This is a genomic window from Candidatus Nitrosocosmicus sp. T (assembly GCF_054408485.1).
This window is the reverse complement of the sequence record NZ_CP166992.1, coordinates 508,000-526,446: the sequence shown is the minus strand read 5'-3', so window position 1 is coordinate 526,446 and position 18,447 is coordinate 508,000. Positions and strand designations below refer to the sequence as shown.

The window sequence follows — 18,447 nt, the reverse complement described above, 5'->3', positions numbered from 1 at the left end:
CTTTATCATTGTTTAGAAGAAAAACTTTCTAATATTAAATCCCAATTAAGTGCCAAATTCAAAAATGAAGCAGAAAATTGTAAATATTTTTAATCAAGTCCATATATCAATACCTTATAGAATGAAAACTCTTCAAATTGCTACTTTTGGTGACGACGATCAGGATGGAATTGCATTGGGGATTCGAAATTTTCCCATCCACCAACTCATACTAATATGCTATTCAAGTGACGAAGCCAAAGCCATTGAATATTCAAAGAAGATTGAAACAATAATCGGCATTGGTATAGAAATAATTCTTGTTCAGAAGGAAAATGTCGTAAAGGATACAATCGAAAGAGTTAATGAAGTACTATTAAAGAAAAGCATGGAATATCATCAAATACTAATGAATGTAAGTTCTGGAGATAAATTAATCAGTTGTGCTGCTCTCTCGTCAGCATTTATTAATGGAATAAAGGCATTTGCAATGGACCACGGTCACTCGATACCTCTTTTATTACCAGTACTAAAGTTCAGTTACAGCGAAATCATATCAGATACTAAGATAAAAATATTAAAAAGTATTGATAGCATAGGCGGAATGGTAAGCAGTTTAGAAGAACTAGAACAAATTTCAGGATATGGAAAACCTCTTTTAAGTTATCATGTACAAGGCGGTAAAGAGAACAAAGGTTTAGCAGACTTGGGATTGGTAGAGGTCGATAAAGGTGACAGGGGCAAGACAGTAATTAATATCACTACTTTAGGCAAACTAATGGTTACATCTAACCTCGTGAATTCTTCTCAGCATTAATATTATGTTAATCTCAAAAATAAGATAATCTGAGAGTATAAGATGGGCTCGTAGCGCAGACTTTGTAGAATCAAAGGCGTATAATGGATAGCGCGGACGCCTCCTAAGCGTCAGGCCGAGGGTTCAAATCCCTCCGGGCCCGCGTCAAATTTGACCATAATTTTGGGTAGTATAATTATCAAGTTGATACCATTCGAACTTGATTTTTTATTAAATCAGCATTATTAGATTAGTTCTTCAAAATATTCAGACCTTGCTACTATGTCAAATTTATCGACAATCTTGTGCATAAATTATCAAAGGGATATGTTTTGAACTATCCCATTCAAACTTTTGATAAATCACAATCAACAAACGTAGTATCCGACAAATCACTTGAAGAGAAATTAGTGAAAGTTAAATTTGACAGTTTTATTTCGGATTTATTAAGATTTGTAAATGAGATTACTGATCCAACAAAACTGCAATTATAAATCTTTGTGTTTTGAAGATTACAATAGGACATATTTGCATTATTAAACGTTATATTGGAGATTTCAGAATTTGATAAATCCGAATTTGATAAATCTACATTTGAGAAGTTCGCATTACTTATTTTTGTCTGTAAAAACTACCTTGAAAGCATATCAAACCCTTATTCAATTTTTATCCCTTACTGAGAGTTTGATACTTTTTGTACTGTTTTTTCAGTATCTAACATATAGAACCCCCATATCAGTCTGAAGCCCTCCGTATGTAAATCAAATTTTCAAATTTGAACAGATTTAGGTTGACAACTTAGAAATATCCTCTACTTGTTGCATCAAATAGCCAAATTTCTGTACATAGTTTTGGCCCTTTAATGTAGTTTTGATTGCCCTATCATTATAGTTTATATCTATAAAGCCTAACTGTTGTAGGTAAATTAAACAATCGTCTAATAGCGAGTAAGATATCAAGAGTTGCCTATTTAGAGAACTCCTAGTACGTTTTTCATCAATGATACATGTTCTTAATATATAATAATATAATTCCAGACGACTTCTTTTAGATGCAGATTCTTTCATTCTTCATCATCTAGCGTTCAATGATATATCTTGTTATAGAGATAAAAAAGGGAGAGGTTATTGTTGTGCTGCTGCGTTATTGCCTTTGTTTTCTTGGTTTTGGACGTTGATGTTGTTACCAGAGTTCTTTGTATCATCACCAGATACTACTAGACTATTTTGTTCACTGGATTGTGATTGACCAATTGCCTGTTTTGCGCTATTGCCATCACCATCACCGCCACTTTGAGCTAATGCGTTATTGCCTTTGTTTTCTTGGTTTTGGACGTTGATGTTGTTACCAGAGTTCTTTGTATCATCACCAGATACTACTAGACTATTTTGTTCACTGGATTGTGATTGACCAATTGCCTGTTTTGCGCTATTGCCATCACCATCACCGCCACTTTGAGCTAATGCGTTATTGCCTTTGTTTTCTTGGTTTTGGACGTTGATGTTGTTACCAGAGTTCTTTGTATCATCACCAGATACTACTAGACTATTTTGTTCAGAATCTTGTTCTTGAGCGATAGCCTGTGAAGCAAAGTTACCATCATAATCTTTACCATAATGTTCTTTCAAGTTCTTGTCGCATGATTCTTCATGATCTTCATAGTAGTCTTTATCATCTTTACAGTCGTCTTTGTCTACTCCATAGTGTGCAAATACACTTTGGAAATTAGATACAGAAGGACCGATTGTCATGATAGCTGCTAGTATTGCTACAACTAATACTAGTGTAGTTTTGTTTGTGTTTTTTGACTTTAACATTTTAAACGTGATTTATTAACGTACAATATTGGATATAATAATTAATGAAGACAATTAGGATATATAGTTATAATAGATAATTGTGGAATAATCGTCTATAATATTATTGTATATTAAGATCTTCGAATACGCATTATAACTAGATATAAGTTGGCCATAGAATGAGCAGTGACTAAACTATTATCCTTTACAAAAAAGTTAATGATAGGAAGATGATCTATCAGAGGATTTGATGTTCTAATAAGTACCTATTTGACAATGTGAACTCTCATACCAATTCCCCGATTAATCAATAGAGGCACCCTCCTTCACGACCGATATCAGCACTCCTTCCTCCGGGGGTGTTGGTCTATTCTGAGTAACTATTGTTAAAAATACAACTACAGGTAAACGTTTTCACATTAGGTAAGAATAAAAGATGCATCTTTAGATATCATTCCCAATAAACTTAGAAAAAGATAATGAACCTAGATGCGATTTCAAAATATTCGTAAACATTTGTACTTTTCCCATTCTCAATATTCACTTCCAGTTTTTTTAATTTATAAAATTTACCTCTATCCAAGAAAGTAATTAATTCTCATTTCCTCTCATCATTCATCGAATCATTCTGATTTGGTGAAGCGTAGCACTTGATTTCTCTTGTTGGTTAATATGTTAATTTCATTTTAGAGTTCATCAGTTTTATCAAGTACTGTAAAATTATTTATTAAATCTAGCAAAATATGAGCGTCACATGTAAATAATCGCACCTCTCCATTTTCTCAGCTACCTGATTGAAAAATGTAAGAAGTTATCATGATCCATACAGATTTCTGCAAAATTAATTAAATCAAAATAAAATATATGTATCCACATCAATTGAAATCATAAACTCAATATGATACCAAAAAGCGCAGATACAGAAATTCAGGTCTACAAAACTCAATCATATAGATATTGAAGTATTTATTTATTAAATGACCTTGGTAACGTTATTCTTTAGTCTAATAATCATCAGGCGATCTAAATTATTGAATTCAATAGAATTTGGGTATTTTGAATGTAAGTGGAAATAATAAAAAACATATTAATAATTTCATGGTTATCAATATTAACTAATCCTATTTTACTACAGTTAAAGTCTTGTTCTGTTACTTAAGATTTCTATAACTGTACAACTACTATACAACCATAATCACCTAAAATACAAAAATATTTTGTTTTAATATTAGAAGAATTAAATAATTATAAGAATAGAAAAATGTCAGACATGAATCTTAATGCATGTTCGAGAATTATGGAAGTTTTAATGGAGTTGGAAAAGCAATCAACAGCAGAAAGATCAGGTTTAACAAATATTTCCCATGAAGATTCAATGCTTGCGATTACCAGCGATACTGGAAAATTTTTCAATATTTTGATATCGTTGATGAATGCCAATAAGATATTAGAAGTAGGAACATCCGTTGGATATTCGACTCTTTGGATAGCATATTCGTTTTATCAGAATAATGGAAATTCTTCATTATTAAAAAAAAATATCACCACCATAGATAATAATCCAGTTAAAATTAATAAAGCAAGAACAAATTTTAAGAATGCTGGAGTTAACGATATAATAGAAATAATTGAAGGAAATGCTATAGAGGTTCTGAAGCAATTATCCAATAAAGTTAATGAAAATCCAGATGATCAAAATCAATATTTTGACTTTATCTTTTTGGATGCAGACAAAGAAAATTTGATAGGATACTTTGATTTAGCCCTATCAATGATCAAGAAGGGTGGAATAATTGTAACGGATAATGTGTTATATCCTGAAGAGTATAGACCAAGTATGTCTAAATATATTGAACATATAAGAAAAATAGATTTTGTTCAATCGGTAACTGTCCCAATCGGATATGGTGAAGAAATAAGTCAAAAAATAAGATGATTCATGAGACTAATGATATCTAATTCATTTTTACACGATGTAAATATGGAATATACATCTATATGAGAAATGCCATACAACTGCATTAACATTCGAATGCATAAAATACAATAAATAATGCACTATTAATGGATAATTTGAAATAATCTAAAGTATGATTTATTGGATTAAACAAGAAAATCTTAACGATTCGATTAATTTACGTCGAGGTCCATTGCAATTCATCTCAATCCACATTTGGATATGAACAAAGATATTAATTTGGACATGTCAATATGAATATGATAAAAATTGTTAAAACGAATCATCCCAGTGAAATAATTACAGTTGAATTATCAAAATCTGAACTTGAAGACATCCTGAACTCCGTTGATTGTATGACAGAAAAAGAACAAAGAAAATTATTAGAGAATATACCATCCACAGAGGAGGGACGAACAAGATTGGATAAATACAAAGCACTTCAAGAAGATCTCAAAAAAATATTTGAAATTGTTCGTTAAACTAATTATTAAAGAGTAGGAAATCATGAATTTCTAGCACTAGACTAAAGAATCGGTAAAATTGAGATTCTAAATTTATAATAATATTAAGATAGGTTATGAATAAGATGAGTTATTTTATATGGTAACTGATATCTTATGAAGTTTTAATTTTATGAAATTGAATCTACTATGAATTGAATGACCAGCAGTAATACATCATGAAATATTAACAATATAAGTAAATCAAAAAATATAAAAAATTTGGTTTTATGTAAAGCAGGTATGGATTTTTTTAATCGCGCCTGCTTCACCTAATCATTATCGATCGAATCGACTACACTTAAGGAGCTACTGGTGTAGCTGTTTCTGTTGATGCAGTTCCACTTTGAGGAGCTACTGGTGTAGCTGTTTCTGTTGATGCAGTTCCACTTTGAGGAGCAATCATACGAGAGCTGTCAGAGCTTGTTGTCTCTTCGCCTTCAGAGCTTGATTTTGTGCTGTCGTCTTCAGAAGATGTTGTCTCTTCGCCTTCAGAGCTTGATTTTGTGCTGTCGTCTTCAGAAGATGTTGTCTCTTCGCCTTCAGAGCTTGATTTTGTGCTGTCGTCTTCAGAAGATGTTGTCTCTTCGCCTTCAGAGCTTGATTTTGTGCTGTCGTCTTCAGAAGATGTTGTCTCTTCGCCTTCAGAGCTTGATTTTGTGCTGTCGTCTTCAGAAGATGTTGTCTCTTCGCCTTCAGAGCTTGATTTTGTGCTGTCGTCTTCAGAAGATGTTGTCTCTTCGCCTTCAGAGCTTGATTTTGTGCTGTCGTCTTCAGAAGATGTTGTCTCTTCGCCTTCAGAGCTTGATTTTGTGCTGTCGTCTTCAGAAGATGTTGTCTCTTCGCCTTCAGAGCTTGATTTTGTGCTGTCGTCTTCAGAAGATGTTGTCTCTTCGCCTTCAGAGCTTGATTTTGTGCTGTCGTCTTCAGAAGATGTTGTCTCTTCGCCTTCAGAGCTTGATTTTGTGCTGTCGTCTTCAGAAGATGTTGTCTCTTCGCCTTCAGAGCTTGATTTTGTGCTGTCGTCTTCAGAAGATGTTGCATTTTCATATTCAGAAGTTGACTCGTTCTGGGGAGCTATAGATTTGCTATTGTCGTCTGGGCTTGAGGTACCTTCATCTTCAGATGCTGTATCAGATTGTGCTTCTGGAGGTTGGATATCATTTAAAGGAAATACAAGATCGATTCCGCCCAATGGATCCATAGCTGAGGATTCATCTTCAGAACTTGAAGAGGATTCTTCATCTTCAGAACTTGAAGTGCTAGAATCACTAAATGGGAACAATTCATCGAAACTGAAACCGTCTTTGTTATTTCCGAATAGACCATCAAAATTTAATCCACGAGAGCTGTCTTCACCTGAGTTTTGTGCTAATACGTTTTGATTAAAGATTGCTTGTGTAGCTGTACCTGTTACTACCACTACTAAGAATATTAATAGTAGATTAAATGGTATAATCTTTAGCATTATTGAAGATCCTATCTAATCCCATAAAGCAGTTTGATAACTGATTACTTTATCAATGGTACAACATCATGTTTAGTAAAAATAAAAGAAACAAAATTAACCTATTTAGTTATGGAATAGGATTCTGCTAGAACGGATTTCAAGGATTATGATATATAAAAGATGATTTTAAGGATCGGACAGGAACGTTTGTAGGCAGATACGATTTATTTACAGTATCTAATTCGGAAATGTATTGTCTATTTCCTTTTAAATACTCAAATATTGTTTTGATAATTCCAAGTAATTATTTGATAACTCTTTTATCCATTCTCGTTCTTTGTTATTTATGTCACGAATTTCCTTCGCTGGCAAACCCCCCCAAAGTTTGCCCGAGGGAATTTTAGTATTTGGCTTAACCACCGAACCTGCAGCAATTATTGACCATTCTCCAAGTTCGCATTCATCCATAACAACAGAACCTATCCCAACTAGCGAATTATCATTTATTGAGCAACCATGAAGTGTCACTGCATGACCAATAGTAACATTGTTACCAATAATAGTGGGATATTTATTAGTGGTAACATGCACAACACTATTATCTTGTATATTGGTATTAAAACCCACCCTTATGTGAAATACATCCCCTCTAAGAACAGTGCCAAACCATATCGATGTACGAGATCCTATTTCTACGTCGCCAATAATTACAGAATTTGGCGCAATAAAACAATCGGAATTTATTTTTGGAACTTTATTTTTAAAAGGTAATAAGGACACATTCGTGTTAACAGGGTAATAGGTTATAAATTATTATTGATTAATCAATACAAATGGCACCATCTGAAATCAATATTCCAATGATTATCCTTGATTCACTACTAATCTAAATGTGTCAATATAGCTTTTATTGTTACGGCCCAAATTTTCCTATTATAATCCTCTGGGATCCCAAGAAGACTTCCTGCTGTAATCCCGTCAAACAAGGATACCATGCCAGAGGCGATATATGTTAGATTCTTCTCGCCTTTAAAAAAACCCTTGTCACGTTGGATCTGCAAATAGTTTTCAACAACTTTATAGATTTTGAGTCTGTGTTTAAACAAGATTTTTTGCAGTTTTGAATTGCGTGTTGATTCAGATAAAGCCTCAAAAAAGACTCTTGCACTTCCTTCTTTTTGTATTTTCTGGAAGTTTTCATAAAATAACTCTGCATTTGATACTAAATCATTCCTATTACTAGTAAATAATTGATCAAGTTGAATTTTCAATAGGTCAAGACTATCCTCACAAATAGCATTAAACAAATCTTCTTTATTATCAAAATAATTATATAATGTTCCTTTACTTAATTCAGCCAAAAGAGATATGTCATCCATTCGAGTTCGATCGAATCCATTTTTAGAAAAGCATTCAATTGCGGATTGAATAATCCGGCCTCGTACTTCTTGTTTATGTTGAGATGTTACCTTTGGGCACATTAGTATTCATCTATATCAATAATTTTGCAAGAATCTGTATACACCCCAAAGGTTACTACATCTATATGAGATGCATACGATATTATAGTCATTCTAAACTGTAAAAAAGACTTTGGACCAAGTTTTTGAGAATTGAAATCAAGTCTATACAATTATAAACTAAATTAGGTGTGGATATTAATAAACATGTCTGACCAGTCAGTTTAATTTATTAAGGAGTATTCGTAAGATAAATCATGATTCCATCAAGGAGGGAAAGGGGCCAGTCTTTAGACGATATGCGTTTAGAGATACAAGAACAGCTTACTTATTCAGATAGTGACCTTGCCACTACTAATCCACCTAAATCTAACAAGTTAAATATCCAAAGGCTTAACATCCTTAGAAATGAGAAGGTAGTTATTATAGGACTAGGCCAGCTTGGTCTTCCAGTTGCAAAATATGTTAAAGAACATGGTTTTGATACCTATGGATACGATATAAATCAAAAAACCATGCAATCAGCTGAGACCAATTATGGAATAAAACAAGCAACAAACTTTGGTGATTTTGACGTATTAATTATCTGTGTATCCACACATAGACCAGATGATATGTTTACACCACAAGTAGATGGTTTGATGTCCGTTGTTGAAAAGATATCTAGAGAAGCAAAGACAGGTGCACTAATATCAGTTGAAAGTACTATACCAAAAGGTACATCAAAAAAAGTATTTGAAAAAGTAGATCATAGACTACACGTTGTACATGCACCACATAGATGGTATGCATTAGAAGAAGAAATTCACGGTGTAAATCAATTACGTATTGTAGGAGGTGTAAGCAACTGTTGTCTACAACATGGTCTTAACTTTTATGATGGACGTGAGGTAATCCCACAACAAACAACAGGAACAGAAGGAATGCCAACTACAAGAGCAGGAGAAATAGAAGGAATAGAAGGAATAGATACAACTACAACTACAACTACAACTACAGCGACAAAAGAAGGGCTAAAAAGTCTATCAATTCCAATGCATCCAGTATCATCAGTTGAAGTAGCAGAGCTAACCAAAATAGTAGAGAATGCTCATAGATATCTCCAAATAGCATTTGCAGAAGAGCTTTACCTTTATTGCAAGTCTAATAGTATCAGTTTTTCGGAATTACGTGAATCACTCAATACAAAATGGAATGTAGAAGTACTAGAACCAAGAGATGGGATAGGTGGTCACTGTCTTCCCAAAGATACAAAGATGTTTATTAATTCATCTAATACAATAAAAAGCAAGATTTTACAAGCAGCCATGGAAATTGATGAGGACTATAAAGAATATAGAAGAAAACTAGAAAAGGAAGTTAAAATTCCAGCCGTATGATCAGATAGCATTTTTCCATTTTTTTTAAACTAGGATATATTTATTCATGAAAAACATAAAACCAAAAGCAACCGAGAAGATTCACGAATCGACGTGGATAACGTTAGCGATATTGGGATCGACAATTTTAATCACGATGTACGGAGAAACAATGCTTTTACCAGCTATTAGTGATATAATCAGAGATTTTGATATTTCATACAGTACCTCCTCATGGATTCTGACAGCCTACTTAATTTCCGGAGCAGTAATGACCCCTATTGCAGGAAAATTATCAGACATATATGGTAGAAAGAAAATGGTGCTTGTGATTTTTGTCATTTATATCGTGGGAATAGCTATTGGCGGAATATCAACTAATATTTACACTTTAATTTTGGCAAGAATAATTCAAGGGATAGGCATTTCAATGTTTCCTATCGCATTTGGCATTATAAGAGACCAATTTCCTATGTCTAAGATTGCAATTGGTATAGGAATATTCAGTTCGATGTTTGCTGCAGGATCGGTAGTTGGAATAGCCATAGGTGGTACAATAGTCCAAAATTTTGGATGGCAAGCTACTTTTTTCACCATAATACCAGTGGCAATCATACTTTGGATCATAATAAAGAAGAGAATAAATGAGGATAACTCATCAAATACCATCGACGAAGTTGAACAAAATACAAATTTCATCCCACCTAAAAAGGAAAATGTACGATTAAATCAAAATAACCTTAGCAATAAAAAAACCAGACATCATATTGATATCAAAGGAGCGACATCGTTAGCTTTATCAATTTCAGCATTCTTATTAACTTTGACATACTTTGCTAACTTAAATAGCGAATTCAATAATTTTTCCTCGTTTGATGGCATTGTATTGGGGTCCCTTATTACAATGACAATTTGCGCGATGATAGCATTTGTAATCATTGAAAGAAAGGCAAAGGATCCGCTAATACCGCTCAGATTAATCTCAGACAGGATTTTGCTTCCCTCAAATATTATCCTTTTAGTTTTTGGAATAACGATGTTTATGATATATCAAACCATACCAATTTTGATAACTAGTCCAATACCATTTGGATTTGGCGGAGATGCAATGGATAGTGCAATGGTTCAATTGCCGTTCATGATAATTTTCCTAATATTTGCTCCATCCTCCGGATTTATAGTATCAAAAATAGGAAATTTTAAACCAATTATTGTAGGAAGTGTTTTGACTACAGTTGGTTTTGCTAGTTTATTTGTATTTCACGTTAATGAATTTTTAATTTCAATAAATTTGATAATAATTTCCGCAGGATTATCATTGACACAAGTAGGAGCATTCAATATCACATTACAACATACACCCCATCAATATAGTGGAGTCTCGATAGGAATATCAGTAGTATTAGTATTAATGGGTAGTTCCATAGGACCAGTAATTGCCTCAACATATATGCAAGCTTATCAGGAGTCAGCTACCAGTATCGAAGGACAATCATTCCCTTCACAGCTGTCTTATAATCTCATATTTATCACTGCAACAATAATTTCTCTTATATCCTTCCCATGTATGATTTTGTTGAAAAGAAGGACTAATCAGATAATCCCAAAAGCAACATGAACTACAAATTCAATTGCTGCGCTCCCCCATAACGCAGCTGGCAAGATAGCAAGAAAAATCGTAAATGAAGAGCAGGTTCCCCATTTTCACTTAAAGGAGTTCGCATCCTATATTCTTCATAAGATGACGATTCACTATTCCGACCCATGGATATATTAGATAATCATTATATCAAAATAGTTCAACAAAAATATTTATTGGTATCCCATTAGCTCGCATACCAATTCTGATTTTACCAGTCTCGTATGATATATCACCTATACTATCCTTTAATCCTCGTGACGCAAAATGCAAATGATTACTACGCAGGTTTATTTTATAGGTACCGTCATTTTCATTATGAAGTCCCGACAAAAACTGTATATGGCCTTCTTTTCTCAATTCATCAAGTTCTCTACAAATGGGCTTTATGATATTCCATGCTTCTTCTTCTAATAGTTCTCGGGTCAATTCTTCTTTTTAATAATCTGGACCGACTATTATTGGTTAAGATCTAGTTTCATAAGATCTTATGACAAATATTAAAATGACTGGCACTGCTATCATAATTATAATCATAAACTAGTACTCCAAATAGTAATTCTATACTACAGGATTTAGTTTCTTTGAGCAACCATGATCTAAAAGAAAACCCTATTAGACATTAAGACATCCGAAAAAGACGTTGAGATAATTTTGAAAACTCAAGACCTATTTCAGAGATTGTGCATATGTAGAGTTAAATCATTTAGAAACTAGAACTTCATCTCCTTTCAACTCCGTCCCTAATTCATAGGCATTAGTCACATCTTTTACAAAGAGTATGCCGTATGGTTCTTCTACCATATCAAAACTACGCATCATCTCCTCAATGATTTGGCTAACAATCGAATCCGAAACTATTGAAATCACAAGGACACGACCTATAAATTTAGGTGTTGTGGTTCTACCGGTTTGATAAGAATGAATAATTTCGGAGGTAGATCGTGGGGTTCTACCAGTTCCCTGGATATCAAAAAAGGTAATACCCAACTTATGCTTTGCTAAAATTTCGGTCACTTTTGAAAGATCGTTCGGTCGAATATAAACATTGATTTCTTTCATGAAAATAAATACAGAACCTCTCAATTAAACTTTACTAATTATTTAGATATAAATTAATAATGCCATCCAAAGTTATAGTCCCTAGAATTTTCCGCCTCCCTTTTAGGTAACAAAATGATTAGAATATTCAGTCGAAATTTAATAATGCAAAAAAATACTAAAAAATGAGGTATTTGCCCTTTTATCTCAGTTTAATTCTAGAAAACAAGAACGGATCTAATTTTCTAGCTTTAGTCAGACAAATCTGTGCATTTTCAATATTTCCTTGCATCTCAAGGCATCTTCCTTTGTTATACCAAGCCTTGGAATAATTTTTATCAATAGAAATAGCTTTATCAAAACAATTAATGGCTTCATCCATTCTTTTCGTCTTGATAAGGGTTAAACCCTTATTATGCCAGGTTACCGAATTTTTTGGATTAATTTCCAGTGCCTTAGAATACATTTTTAAAGATTCGTCCAGTTTTCCCATCTTGTCAAAGACTAAGGCCTTATCTCCGTAAGCAGAGTCAAATGCGGGATTCACCCTTATTGCACTATCAAAAATATTTAGAGCCGTTTCGAAATTATTCCGACTGGCCTCTTTTTCCCCATACTTTACCAATTCTTCAAGATTTATGGTTTTATCTGCAATTGAACTTTCGTTACTAAAATTTCTATATTTATTCTTAAAATATTTTGTGTTTATTTTAAACAACTACATACACCCAACTTGTCTAAAATATAAAAGCATAAACTAATATCCCTTTTGGCAACATGAGGAACCTTAAAATCCAATTCGTCTTGTAAATCTTGTATAAAATCATAAATTTCATTAACTGAAACACTATCATGTCTATTTTTGTCCTCAATAGTAGAAATATATAAAGAAATAAAATAGGACAAGAAAGTCGCTTTACTCAATTCATCATAATGATCAAGTTTTTCATTTGATTTGAGATAGCTTTGCATCACTTAGTATTAAATTTAATTAATATAAGCATTGTTTATAATCTCGTAGATTACGAATGCAGGCGTCAGGCTGATGCGTATAATACGATTAAATAAGAAAGTGACAACCTAAAGGCCTCGAACCAAAATGAATAATAACATAATAGATTAATAAATAATAAGGATTGAAAATCAAGAATATTCCGGTTGATTTAATTGATGTAGCTGATGAAAATGTCCGTAAGAATTTTTCATTTGGAAAAGATTCAAGTGATAACTTAATGAAAGAACATTTGGCAAAATTTGAATTACTTCAACCGGTTGTGGTCCGATTCGATAATTTTACTAAAAGATATAAGCTACTTATCGGAAGAAGAAGATTTTTAGCCCTCAACAATAAAGGAGAGAAGGAAATTCCAGCAGTTATTACGAAATTAAAGGGTGCAGAAGCAGAAGCAGCCTCACTATTTGAAAATCTAATAAGAAAAGATCTTTCCCCTTTACAAAAGGCAAGAATGGTAAAAAAATTAGTAGAATCGACGAAGTCTGGAATTACTGGAGTATCTCGTTTATACGGGTTACCGAAAAGCACAATTAGTGAATGGTTAAGCATTCTTAACCTTCCAAACCAGATTCAGGAGAAAATAGAAAATGGTGAAATTACGCTTTATGAAGGAATAAAAATAGCAAGACAGCCGTCTGAAGTTCAGATAAAGTTGACTAATATAGAACCAGATGCATTGAAAGAGGAACTCTTCCGACTAGGGATAAAAAGAGGTGCCCCCAAAGGACTACTGACAGTAAGATTAGTTTTTAATCCTTCCAAAGAAAAGGATAGAACCTTGTGGAACTCTTTAGATCAAAAGGCAAAAGAGAATGGTCAGGAAGTAAACGATTTTGTAAAAGAGATAATTTTGAACTATCTAAAAAGAAAGTAGATGGTTATCGGATTACCAACACAGGGCATTTGGAATGACTAATTATACCTGATGCAATACTTCCAACTAACATTTGTTTAAATTTAGATAATCCTCTCGAACCCATAATAACTAGATCAATGTTATTTTTTTCTATAAATTGAACGATTGATTCTACTTTAGAATTTTTTTCATCATCTAAAATAGCAATCGTACTCTTGATACCCTCTGTCGTAGCTGTCTCTTGAATTGGTTTTATCCATTTTTCTGCATCCTTCCTTCTCGCTCTTTTGTATCCATCAATTAACTTTGTATCACCATATCGCGCTCTTAGACCTATAACCCCGCCTTGCTTAATATTATCAAGTATGTGTAAGAATGTAAGAGGTGCCCCTTCTAATTTACACAAGTATATTGCATATTCCGCTGCTTTTGACGAAGTAGTTGAGCCATCAAAAGCTAATAAAATATTCTTAAATAGCATCTAAAAATCAGAGAGGAACCATTTTGTCAATGACCCTAGAATAACTTACCTGTCCATCTTTTTCATGAATAATTAGATCCACTGTATATTGAAGACCATTTAACATGAATGTAACCTGAATATCCCATCCATCTTTTGGTTGGGACGTCTCGTCCATTTGCTCGCTATGAGCTACAATTTGATCCTCAGAATAGGGAAATACTTCACGTATTCTAAAATTTTCAATATTTGGTCCAAAGAGTGCGTTTATTGCATTCTTTGAAGCATTTTCAATTTCAACTTTAGATGTTACAGCTGGCATTAAGGAATTAATAATTATTAACTATAAAAAAGTATTGCTAAAAAGGGGAATTTACATATTTGCTCCAAAAAATGAATACGTAATCTACTTTTATATTTCCAGAACGAATGTGAAATTTTTGTAAAATACATTTTTGATGTTACCATATATAAACTCCAAGAATTATAAAGTGATATGTCCTATACTAAACTAATCCCTGATGATACTAAACGAACAAGTGGCAAGGAAATAAGGAGTTACAACATTCATGCCGCTCAGCTAATAAAATCTTTAATTGAAAGCTGCTATGGTCCCTTAGGAAATGAAAAGATCTATATTGACATAATTGGTGAATCGACATGCACAAAAGATGGGGCGACATTTCTCCGTAAGATTGATGTACAACATCCAGCAGCTAAAGTGATAATCGATGCCACAAATACGGTAGATAATGAAGTAGGTGATGGAACGCTAACAACTGCTATAATTGCCACCACTCTTTTGGAAAAGGCGCAAGAGATGCTGGCGATGAACATATATCCGGCTACTATTGTTAACGGATACGATAAAGGGCTCAAATATTCCTTAGAGACCTTACACAATATTGCAAGAAAAGTAAGTAGTAAAGATAAAACAATAATTGAGAAACTCGCACGGATGTGTTTAGGAACAAAAATCAGGCTCTCCTCTGACTCACAATTCGAGTTAAATAATATTTTAGAAATTACCGTTAATGCAATCAATACTGTGTATTCTAATAATAACTACCTTCTAGAGGTAGATGACATAAAAATTGAGGAAAAAATTGGTAATTTGTCAGAGAGTATTTTGATTGATGGAGTATTAATTGACAAGACAATTGATAGTGACCTCATGCCTAAATTTGTCAAAAATGCACGAATCCTTTTACTTGACGAAGACCTTCAGGCAAGGACGACTAGAACAGAATCTCAATTATCAATTTGCAGTCCAGAACAAATGAGCCTATATAGGATTGAAGAAAATCAAATCACGAGAAATAAAATACAAAAAATAATCGATAGTGGCATAAATGTAGTAGTAAACCGTAAAGGAATAGACTTGGTGGCACAGGATCTGTTGTCCAAGTTTGGAATAATGTCAGTCAAAAGAGTAAAAGAGAACGATCTTCATTGGCTAGAGAAAGCTACCGGTGGAAAACTGGTAAAGGATTTAGATGTTAGAAATATACAAAGTAATGTAGGATATGCCAAAAATGTATATGAGAAGAAAATAGGGAGCGATAAGATGATATTTGTAGAAGGATGTATAAATCCTAAAACAGTTTCAATTTTAATCAGAGCAAATTCAAAAATGATGTTAGATGAATACCGTCGAGCAATTCAAAGTACTATTACCGTCATAAGCAGATTCGTCCAATATCCATCCATTGTCATTGGAGGTGGGTCCTGTGAAGCATTATTGGCACAACAAGTTAGAAAAAGAGCAAACATGATGGAAGGGACAGAACAAATAGTTTTACTTAAATTCTCCGAAGCATTAGAAGAAATTCCTCTAATTCTTGCAAAAAATTCAGGGTTAAATTTGATGGATGCTTTTATTCAACTTAGACTAAATCTATCCCAGAATATTGATAGTAAAAAGGTTAAATGGTTTGGACTAAATTCAGACGAAAGAAAAATATCTCAATTGGATTGGGATGTGATCGAATCTACAATTGTAAAGGAGCAGGTGCTCAATTCAGCCGTAGAAGTGAGCCGTCTCCTGATAAATATAGACGACATTATTATCAAAAAACCACTAATGAACACTCATACTCATGAGGATGGAACAGAGCATTCACATATTGGTGGAGACAAAAAACATGATCATTACTTTGATAAGTTGGGTAAACAGCAAAGACCCCAGCACCATTATTATTAATTTTCCATTAATCAAGTAGATATACAAGGGTAGAAAAATTTCAGTTTTTAAGCTCAGATATTAACAGCAAATATCATAATTTTTTGGACTTAGTTATCAATTTTCAAGAGATAAAATACGATTCGATGCATCTGCTGTTTAATTTTTACTCGTCAATATTGGCTTTACTAATCTTATATGATGGGAAATAATGTGGTCTGTAACAATTTTTATTTCGATTTCAATTTTTTTCATTAACTCCACTACTCCTATCATAACCATTTCTTCACTTAATATCTTAGATAAATTTGTCCTGATTTCATCTACGGCAGTACCCAAGCGTAATTGATTCAATACACATCCACAATAAAACCACATCGATTCATTTAGATTGATTCTTAATTGCCTTATAATTTTTGTTTCAATAATCTTGAATGTATTAAAAAATATAGTTTCATCGATTTCATCTCTCAAAAAAATATTGTGATGGATAGTTTGATGTGGAGAATAGCATTGTACTCTGATTAGAAGCATTATCCTCTTTTTGGTATCTTTGCTTTAGGGCCGTCTCCAAAATCGTACGTATGTCCCTTTCCACGGTAAAATTTAGGTCGTACAGGCTTTCCCTCAGATTCACCTTTTTTGGTCAAAGATAACCCGGCCATTAATTCAACTATCAGACGATTTGCGAGTCCAGATGTAATACCTCCATTATAGGAATTAACGTCACTTACATCATAGGTTGGGGAAACCTCAACAAGATCAAATGCAAATCTATCTGGATCAAATGAAGTCGATAACAATCTCATTAGCTTCATCCCCTCCCTTGAAGTGAGACCATTGGGCTCTGGTTCACCAGTTCCTGGTGCATATGCAGGGTCAAAAGTGTCGATATCCCAACTAACATAGACAGCATCGACATTGTCGTTTGCCCTATCCGCAGCCTCTTTAGCAATCTGAGCAATACCTAGTTCTTCTACATCAAGCATTGTAAACCATTGAAAATCCTGATCTGCCATCCATTTGTATAGATCGGGTCCTGGCCAATACCCCCTAGGGCCGATAAGTGTATAATTTTTTCCCTTGAGACAGCCTAATTCCATGATTCTTCGAATATGAGCTCCATGATCATATTTGAATCCACAAAGTCCTTGGGGTGCGCAATCAGCATGGCAATCGATATGGATCATTCCTATATTCTTATATTTTTTAGAAAGTGCGCGAACGTTTGCAAAGGTTACCGAATGATCTCCGCCCAAGATTATTGGTATTGCATCTATATCCAAAACTTCCTTAACTTTATTAGTCATCCGTCTATGTGACTCAATGACATCCCCTGGTGAGATATTGACATCACCGTAGTCAACTGCTTTAAAGACTCCAAATGGGTCAACCCCAGTTTCAATATTGAAATGTTCATAAGGAGGAGAAGGAACAGTAGATGCAGCCCTTATTGCTCTAGGGCCGTAACGAGTACCAGGTCTTATCGTAGTTCCAAAATCGAAAGGCTCTCCTACAATTGCTATATCAGGCTTTATCTTTTGCAATTCTTCATTTTTCTTGACATAAGGTAGTTTTAGAAAAGTAGGTATCCCAACAAAAATGGGTTCGTCATTTCCCTTGTAAGAATCTCCGTAAAATTCCATTCCCATATAATATCTAATTATTATGACTAAGGATAATTAATAAATATTGTTAAGTAAACTACGTTTAAAAAAAAGTTCGACAACCGAAAATATTATGCGTAATATTCACAATTATTACATTTGACGTAGTTTACGTCTTTTCTTGATATTACAAATAATGAATAGTCTTAGGGGTACAACTACCATATCTATTGAATAACCAGTCAACAACCAGCATTAGATGTTTATATCAGTAAATTTCATTTTTTTTATCAAAGTTTTCGAAATTATTTATGAAAAAGCAATCAAAAAAAGTAGTATCTTTTA

20 protein-coding genes and 1 tRNA gene are annotated in these 18,447 nt (G+C 33.4%); 8 read left to right on the top strand and 13 right to left on the bottom strand.

The features are described from left to right. Window positions 1–64: 64 nt before the first annotated feature. A complete protein-coding gene (locus AB0A59_RS02685) occupies window positions 65–796 on the top strand; it encodes a hypothetical protein (RefSeq protein WP_458746249.1) in 732 nt (243 codons plus the stop codon). A gap of 44 nt (window positions 797–840) precedes the next feature. Further along, window positions 841–938: transfer RNA gene (locus AB0A59_RS02680), tRNA-Arg, on the top strand. A gap of 183 nt (window positions 939–1,121) precedes the next feature. Here AB0A59_RS02680 and AB0A59_RS02675 read toward each other — a convergent pair. The 3 genes from AB0A59_RS02675 to AB0A59_RS02665 form a co-directional block, all read right to left on the bottom strand. Further along, window positions 1,122–1,391: a pentapeptide repeat-containing protein gene (locus tag AB0A59_RS02675; protein ID WP_458747538.1), complete on the bottom strand. Its 270-nt coding sequence runs from the start codon at window positions 1,389–1,391 to the stop codon at window positions 1,122–1,124. 169 nt (window positions 1,392–1,560) lie between these two features. Then, complete coding sequence (locus AB0A59_RS02670) at window positions 1,561–1,842, bottom strand: winged helix-turn-helix domain-containing protein (RefSeq protein ID WP_458746247.1); 282 nt, start codon at window positions 1,840–1,842, stop codon at window positions 1,561–1,563. Window positions 1,843–1,899: 57 nt separating this feature from the next. Further along, a complete protein-coding gene (locus AB0A59_RS02665; RefSeq protein ID WP_458746245.1) occupies window positions 1,900–2,592 on the bottom strand; it encodes a hypothetical protein in 693 nt (230 codons plus the stop codon). A 1,243-nt stretch (window positions 2,593–3,835) separates the two neighbouring features. On the opposite strand from AB0A59_RS02665, the gene AB0A59_RS02660 reads away from it, so the two are divergent. Together AB0A59_RS02660 and AB0A59_RS02655 are read left to right on the top strand one after the other, a co-directional pair. Next, the gene (locus tag AB0A59_RS02660) at window positions 3,836–4,510 is read left to right on the top strand and encodes an O-methyltransferase (protein WP_458746243.1); all 675 of its coding nucleotides are present in this window, start codon (window positions 3,836–3,838) and stop codon (window positions 4,508–4,510) included. Between the two features lie 281 nt (window positions 4,511–4,791). Continuing rightward, the gene (locus tag AB0A59_RS02655) at window positions 4,792–5,013 is read left to right on the top strand and encodes a hypothetical protein (RefSeq protein ID WP_458746242.1); all 222 of its coding nucleotides are present in this window, start codon (window positions 4,792–4,794) and stop codon (window positions 5,011–5,013) included. A gap of 322 nt (window positions 5,014–5,335) precedes the next feature. Here AB0A59_RS02655 and AB0A59_RS02650 read toward each other — a convergent pair whose 3' ends face one another. The 3 genes from AB0A59_RS02650 to AB0A59_RS02640 form a co-directional block, all read right to left on the bottom strand. After that, on the bottom strand, window positions 5,336–6,502 hold the full coding sequence (locus AB0A59_RS02650) for a hypothetical protein (RefSeq protein ID WP_458746240.1): 1,167 nt from the start codon (window positions 6,500–6,502) through the stop codon (window positions 5,336–5,338). Window positions 6,503–6,751: 249 nt separating this feature from the next. Further along, complete coding sequence (locus tag AB0A59_RS02645; protein ID WP_458746238.1) at window positions 6,752–7,264, bottom strand: gamma carbonic anhydrase family protein; 513 nt, start codon at window positions 7,262–7,264, stop codon at window positions 6,752–6,754. A gap of 101 nt (window positions 7,265–7,365) precedes the next feature. Beyond that, window positions 7,366–7,965: a TetR/AcrR family transcriptional regulator gene (locus tag AB0A59_RS02640; RefSeq protein ID WP_458746236.1), complete on the bottom strand. Its 600-nt coding sequence runs from the start codon at window positions 7,963–7,965 to the stop codon at window positions 7,366–7,368. A gap of 236 nt (window positions 7,966–8,201) precedes the next feature. Between AB0A59_RS02640 and AB0A59_RS02635 the strand changes: the two genes are divergently transcribed. Then, window positions 8,202–9,323 (top strand): NAD(P)-binding domain-containing protein, encoded by a 1,122-nt coding sequence (locus tag AB0A59_RS02635; protein ID WP_458746234.1) that lies wholly within the window; start codon window positions 8,202–8,204, stop codon window positions 9,321–9,323. 46 nt (window positions 9,324–9,369) lie between these two features. After that, window positions 9,370–10,920, top strand: a complete 1,551-nt coding sequence (locus AB0A59_RS02630; protein WP_458746232.1) for an MFS transporter — start codon at window positions 9,370–9,372, stop codon at window positions 10,918–10,920. 171 nt (window positions 10,921–11,091) lie between these two features. Here AB0A59_RS02630 and AB0A59_RS02625 read toward each other — a convergent pair whose 3' ends face one another. The 3 genes from AB0A59_RS02625 to AB0A59_RS02615 all read right to left on the bottom strand — a co-directional run bounded on the left by AB0A59_RS02625 (window position 11,092) and on the right by AB0A59_RS02615 (window position 12,700). Then, window positions 11,092–11,370, bottom strand: coding sequence for a hypothetical protein (locus tag AB0A59_RS02625; RefSeq protein ID WP_458746230.1), 279 nt, complete (start codon window positions 11,368–11,370; stop codon window positions 11,092–11,094). 273 nt (window positions 11,371–11,643) lie between these two features. Beyond that, window positions 11,644–12,003, bottom strand: a complete 360-nt coding sequence (locus AB0A59_RS02620) for a P-II family nitrogen regulator (RefSeq protein WP_458746228.1) — start codon at window positions 12,001–12,003, stop codon at window positions 11,644–11,646. 181 nt (window positions 12,004–12,184) lie between these two features. Further along, complete coding sequence (locus AB0A59_RS02615; protein ID WP_458746226.1) at window positions 12,185–12,700, bottom strand: tetratricopeptide repeat protein; 516 nt, start codon at window positions 12,698–12,700, stop codon at window positions 12,185–12,187. A gap of 418 nt (window positions 12,701–13,118) precedes the next feature. On the opposite strand from AB0A59_RS02615, the gene AB0A59_RS02610 reads away from it, so the two are divergent. After that, window positions 13,119–13,871 (top strand): ParB/RepB/Spo0J family partition protein, encoded by a 753-nt coding sequence (locus AB0A59_RS02610; RefSeq protein WP_458746224.1) that lies wholly within the window; start codon window positions 13,119–13,121, stop codon window positions 13,869–13,871. A 4-nt stretch (window positions 13,872–13,875) separates the two neighbouring features. Here the strand turns inward: AB0A59_RS02610 and AB0A59_RS02605 are convergent, their stop codons facing one another. Together AB0A59_RS02605 and AB0A59_RS02600 are read right to left on the bottom strand one after the other, a co-directional pair. Continuing rightward, entirely contained in the window at window positions 13,876–14,334 is a 459-nt protein-coding gene (locus AB0A59_RS02605) for a universal stress protein (protein WP_458746222.1), read from the bottom strand. A gap of 7 nt (window positions 14,335–14,341) precedes the next feature. Further along, the gene (locus AB0A59_RS02600) at window positions 14,342–14,635 is read right to left on the bottom strand and encodes a hypothetical protein (protein WP_458746221.1); all 294 of its coding nucleotides are present in this window, start codon (window positions 14,633–14,635) and stop codon (window positions 14,342–14,344) included. 174 nt (window positions 14,636–14,809) lie between these two features. Between AB0A59_RS02600 and thsA the strand changes: the two genes are divergently transcribed. Further along, complete coding sequence (gene thsA / locus AB0A59_RS02595; protein WP_458746220.1) at window positions 14,810–16,516, top strand: thermosome subunit alpha; 1,707 nt, start codon at window positions 14,810–14,812, stop codon at window positions 16,514–16,516. 138 nt (window positions 16,517–16,654) lie between these two features. Here the strand turns inward: thsA and AB0A59_RS02590 are convergent, their stop codons facing one another. Both AB0A59_RS02590 and AB0A59_RS02585 read right to left on the bottom strand, forming a co-directional pair. Next, a complete protein-coding gene (locus AB0A59_RS02590; RefSeq protein WP_458746219.1) occupies window positions 16,655–17,029 on the bottom strand; it encodes an urease subunit gamma in 375 nt (124 codons plus the stop codon). Continuing rightward, window positions 17,029–18,147 carry an agmatinase family protein gene (locus tag AB0A59_RS02585; RefSeq protein WP_458746218.1) on the bottom strand — a complete coding sequence of 373 codons (1,119 nt, stop codon included), beginning with the start codon at window positions 18,145–18,147 and terminating at the stop codon, window positions 17,029–17,031. The genes AB0A59_RS02590 and AB0A59_RS02585 overlap by 1 nt, the downstream gene beginning before the upstream one ends. Window positions 18,148–18,447: the final 300 nt, after the last annotated feature.

Bases quoted from the DNA above. Each gene is read 5' to 3' on its own strand.
- AB0A59_RS02685 (WP_458746249.1), top strand. From the start codon at position 65: ATGAAGCAGAAAATTGTAAATATTTTTAATCAAGTCCATATATCAATA.
- AB0A59_RS02670 (WP_458746247.1), bottom strand. From the start codon at position 1,842: ATGAAAGAATCTGCATCTAAAAGAAGTCGTCTGGAATTATATTATTAT.
- AB0A59_RS02665 (WP_458746245.1), bottom strand. From the start codon at position 2,592: ATGTTAAAGTCAAAAAACACAAACAAAACTACACTAGTATTAGTTGTA.
- AB0A59_RS02660 (WP_458746243.1), top strand. From the start codon at position 3,836: ATGTCAGACATGAATCTTAATGCATGTTCGAGAATTATGGAAGTTTTA.
- AB0A59_RS02655 (WP_458746242.1), top strand. From the start codon at position 4,792: ATGATAAAAATTGTTAAAACGAATCATCCCAGTGAAATAATTACAGTT.
- AB0A59_RS02650 (WP_458746240.1), bottom strand. From the start codon at position 6,502: ATGCTAAAGATTATACCATTTAATCTACTATTAATATTCTTAGTAGTG.
- AB0A59_RS02640 (WP_458746236.1), bottom strand. From the start codon at position 7,965: ATGTGCCCAAAGGTAACATCTCAACATAAACAAGAAGTACGAGGCCGG.
- AB0A59_RS02635 (WP_458746234.1), top strand. From the start codon at position 8,202: ATGATTCCATCAAGGAGGGAAAGGGGCCAGTCTTTAGACGATATGCGT.
- AB0A59_RS02630 (WP_458746232.1), top strand. From the start codon at position 9,370: ATGAAAAACATAAAACCAAAAGCAACCGAGAAGATTCACGAATCGACG.
- AB0A59_RS02620 (WP_458746228.1), bottom strand. From the start codon at position 12,003: ATGAAAGAAATCAATGTTTATATTCGACCGAACGATCTTTCAAAAGTG.
- AB0A59_RS02605 (WP_458746222.1), bottom strand. From the start codon at position 14,334: ATGCTATTTAAGAATATTTTATTAGCTTTTGATGGCTCAACTACTTCG.
- AB0A59_RS02600 (WP_458746221.1), bottom strand. From the start codon at position 14,635: ATGCCAGCTGTAACATCTAAAGTTGAAATTGAAAATGCTTCAAAGAAT.
- thsA (WP_458746220.1), top strand. From the start codon at position 14,810: ATGTCCTATACTAAACTAATCCCTGATGATACTAAACGAACAAGTGGC.
- AB0A59_RS02590 (WP_458746219.1), bottom strand. From the start codon at position 17,029: ATGCTTCTAATCAGAGTACAATGCTATTCTCCACATCAAACTATCCAT.
- AB0A59_RS02585 (WP_458746218.1), bottom strand. From the start codon at position 18,147: ATGGGAATGGAATTTTACGGAGATTCTTACAAGGGAAATGACGAACCC.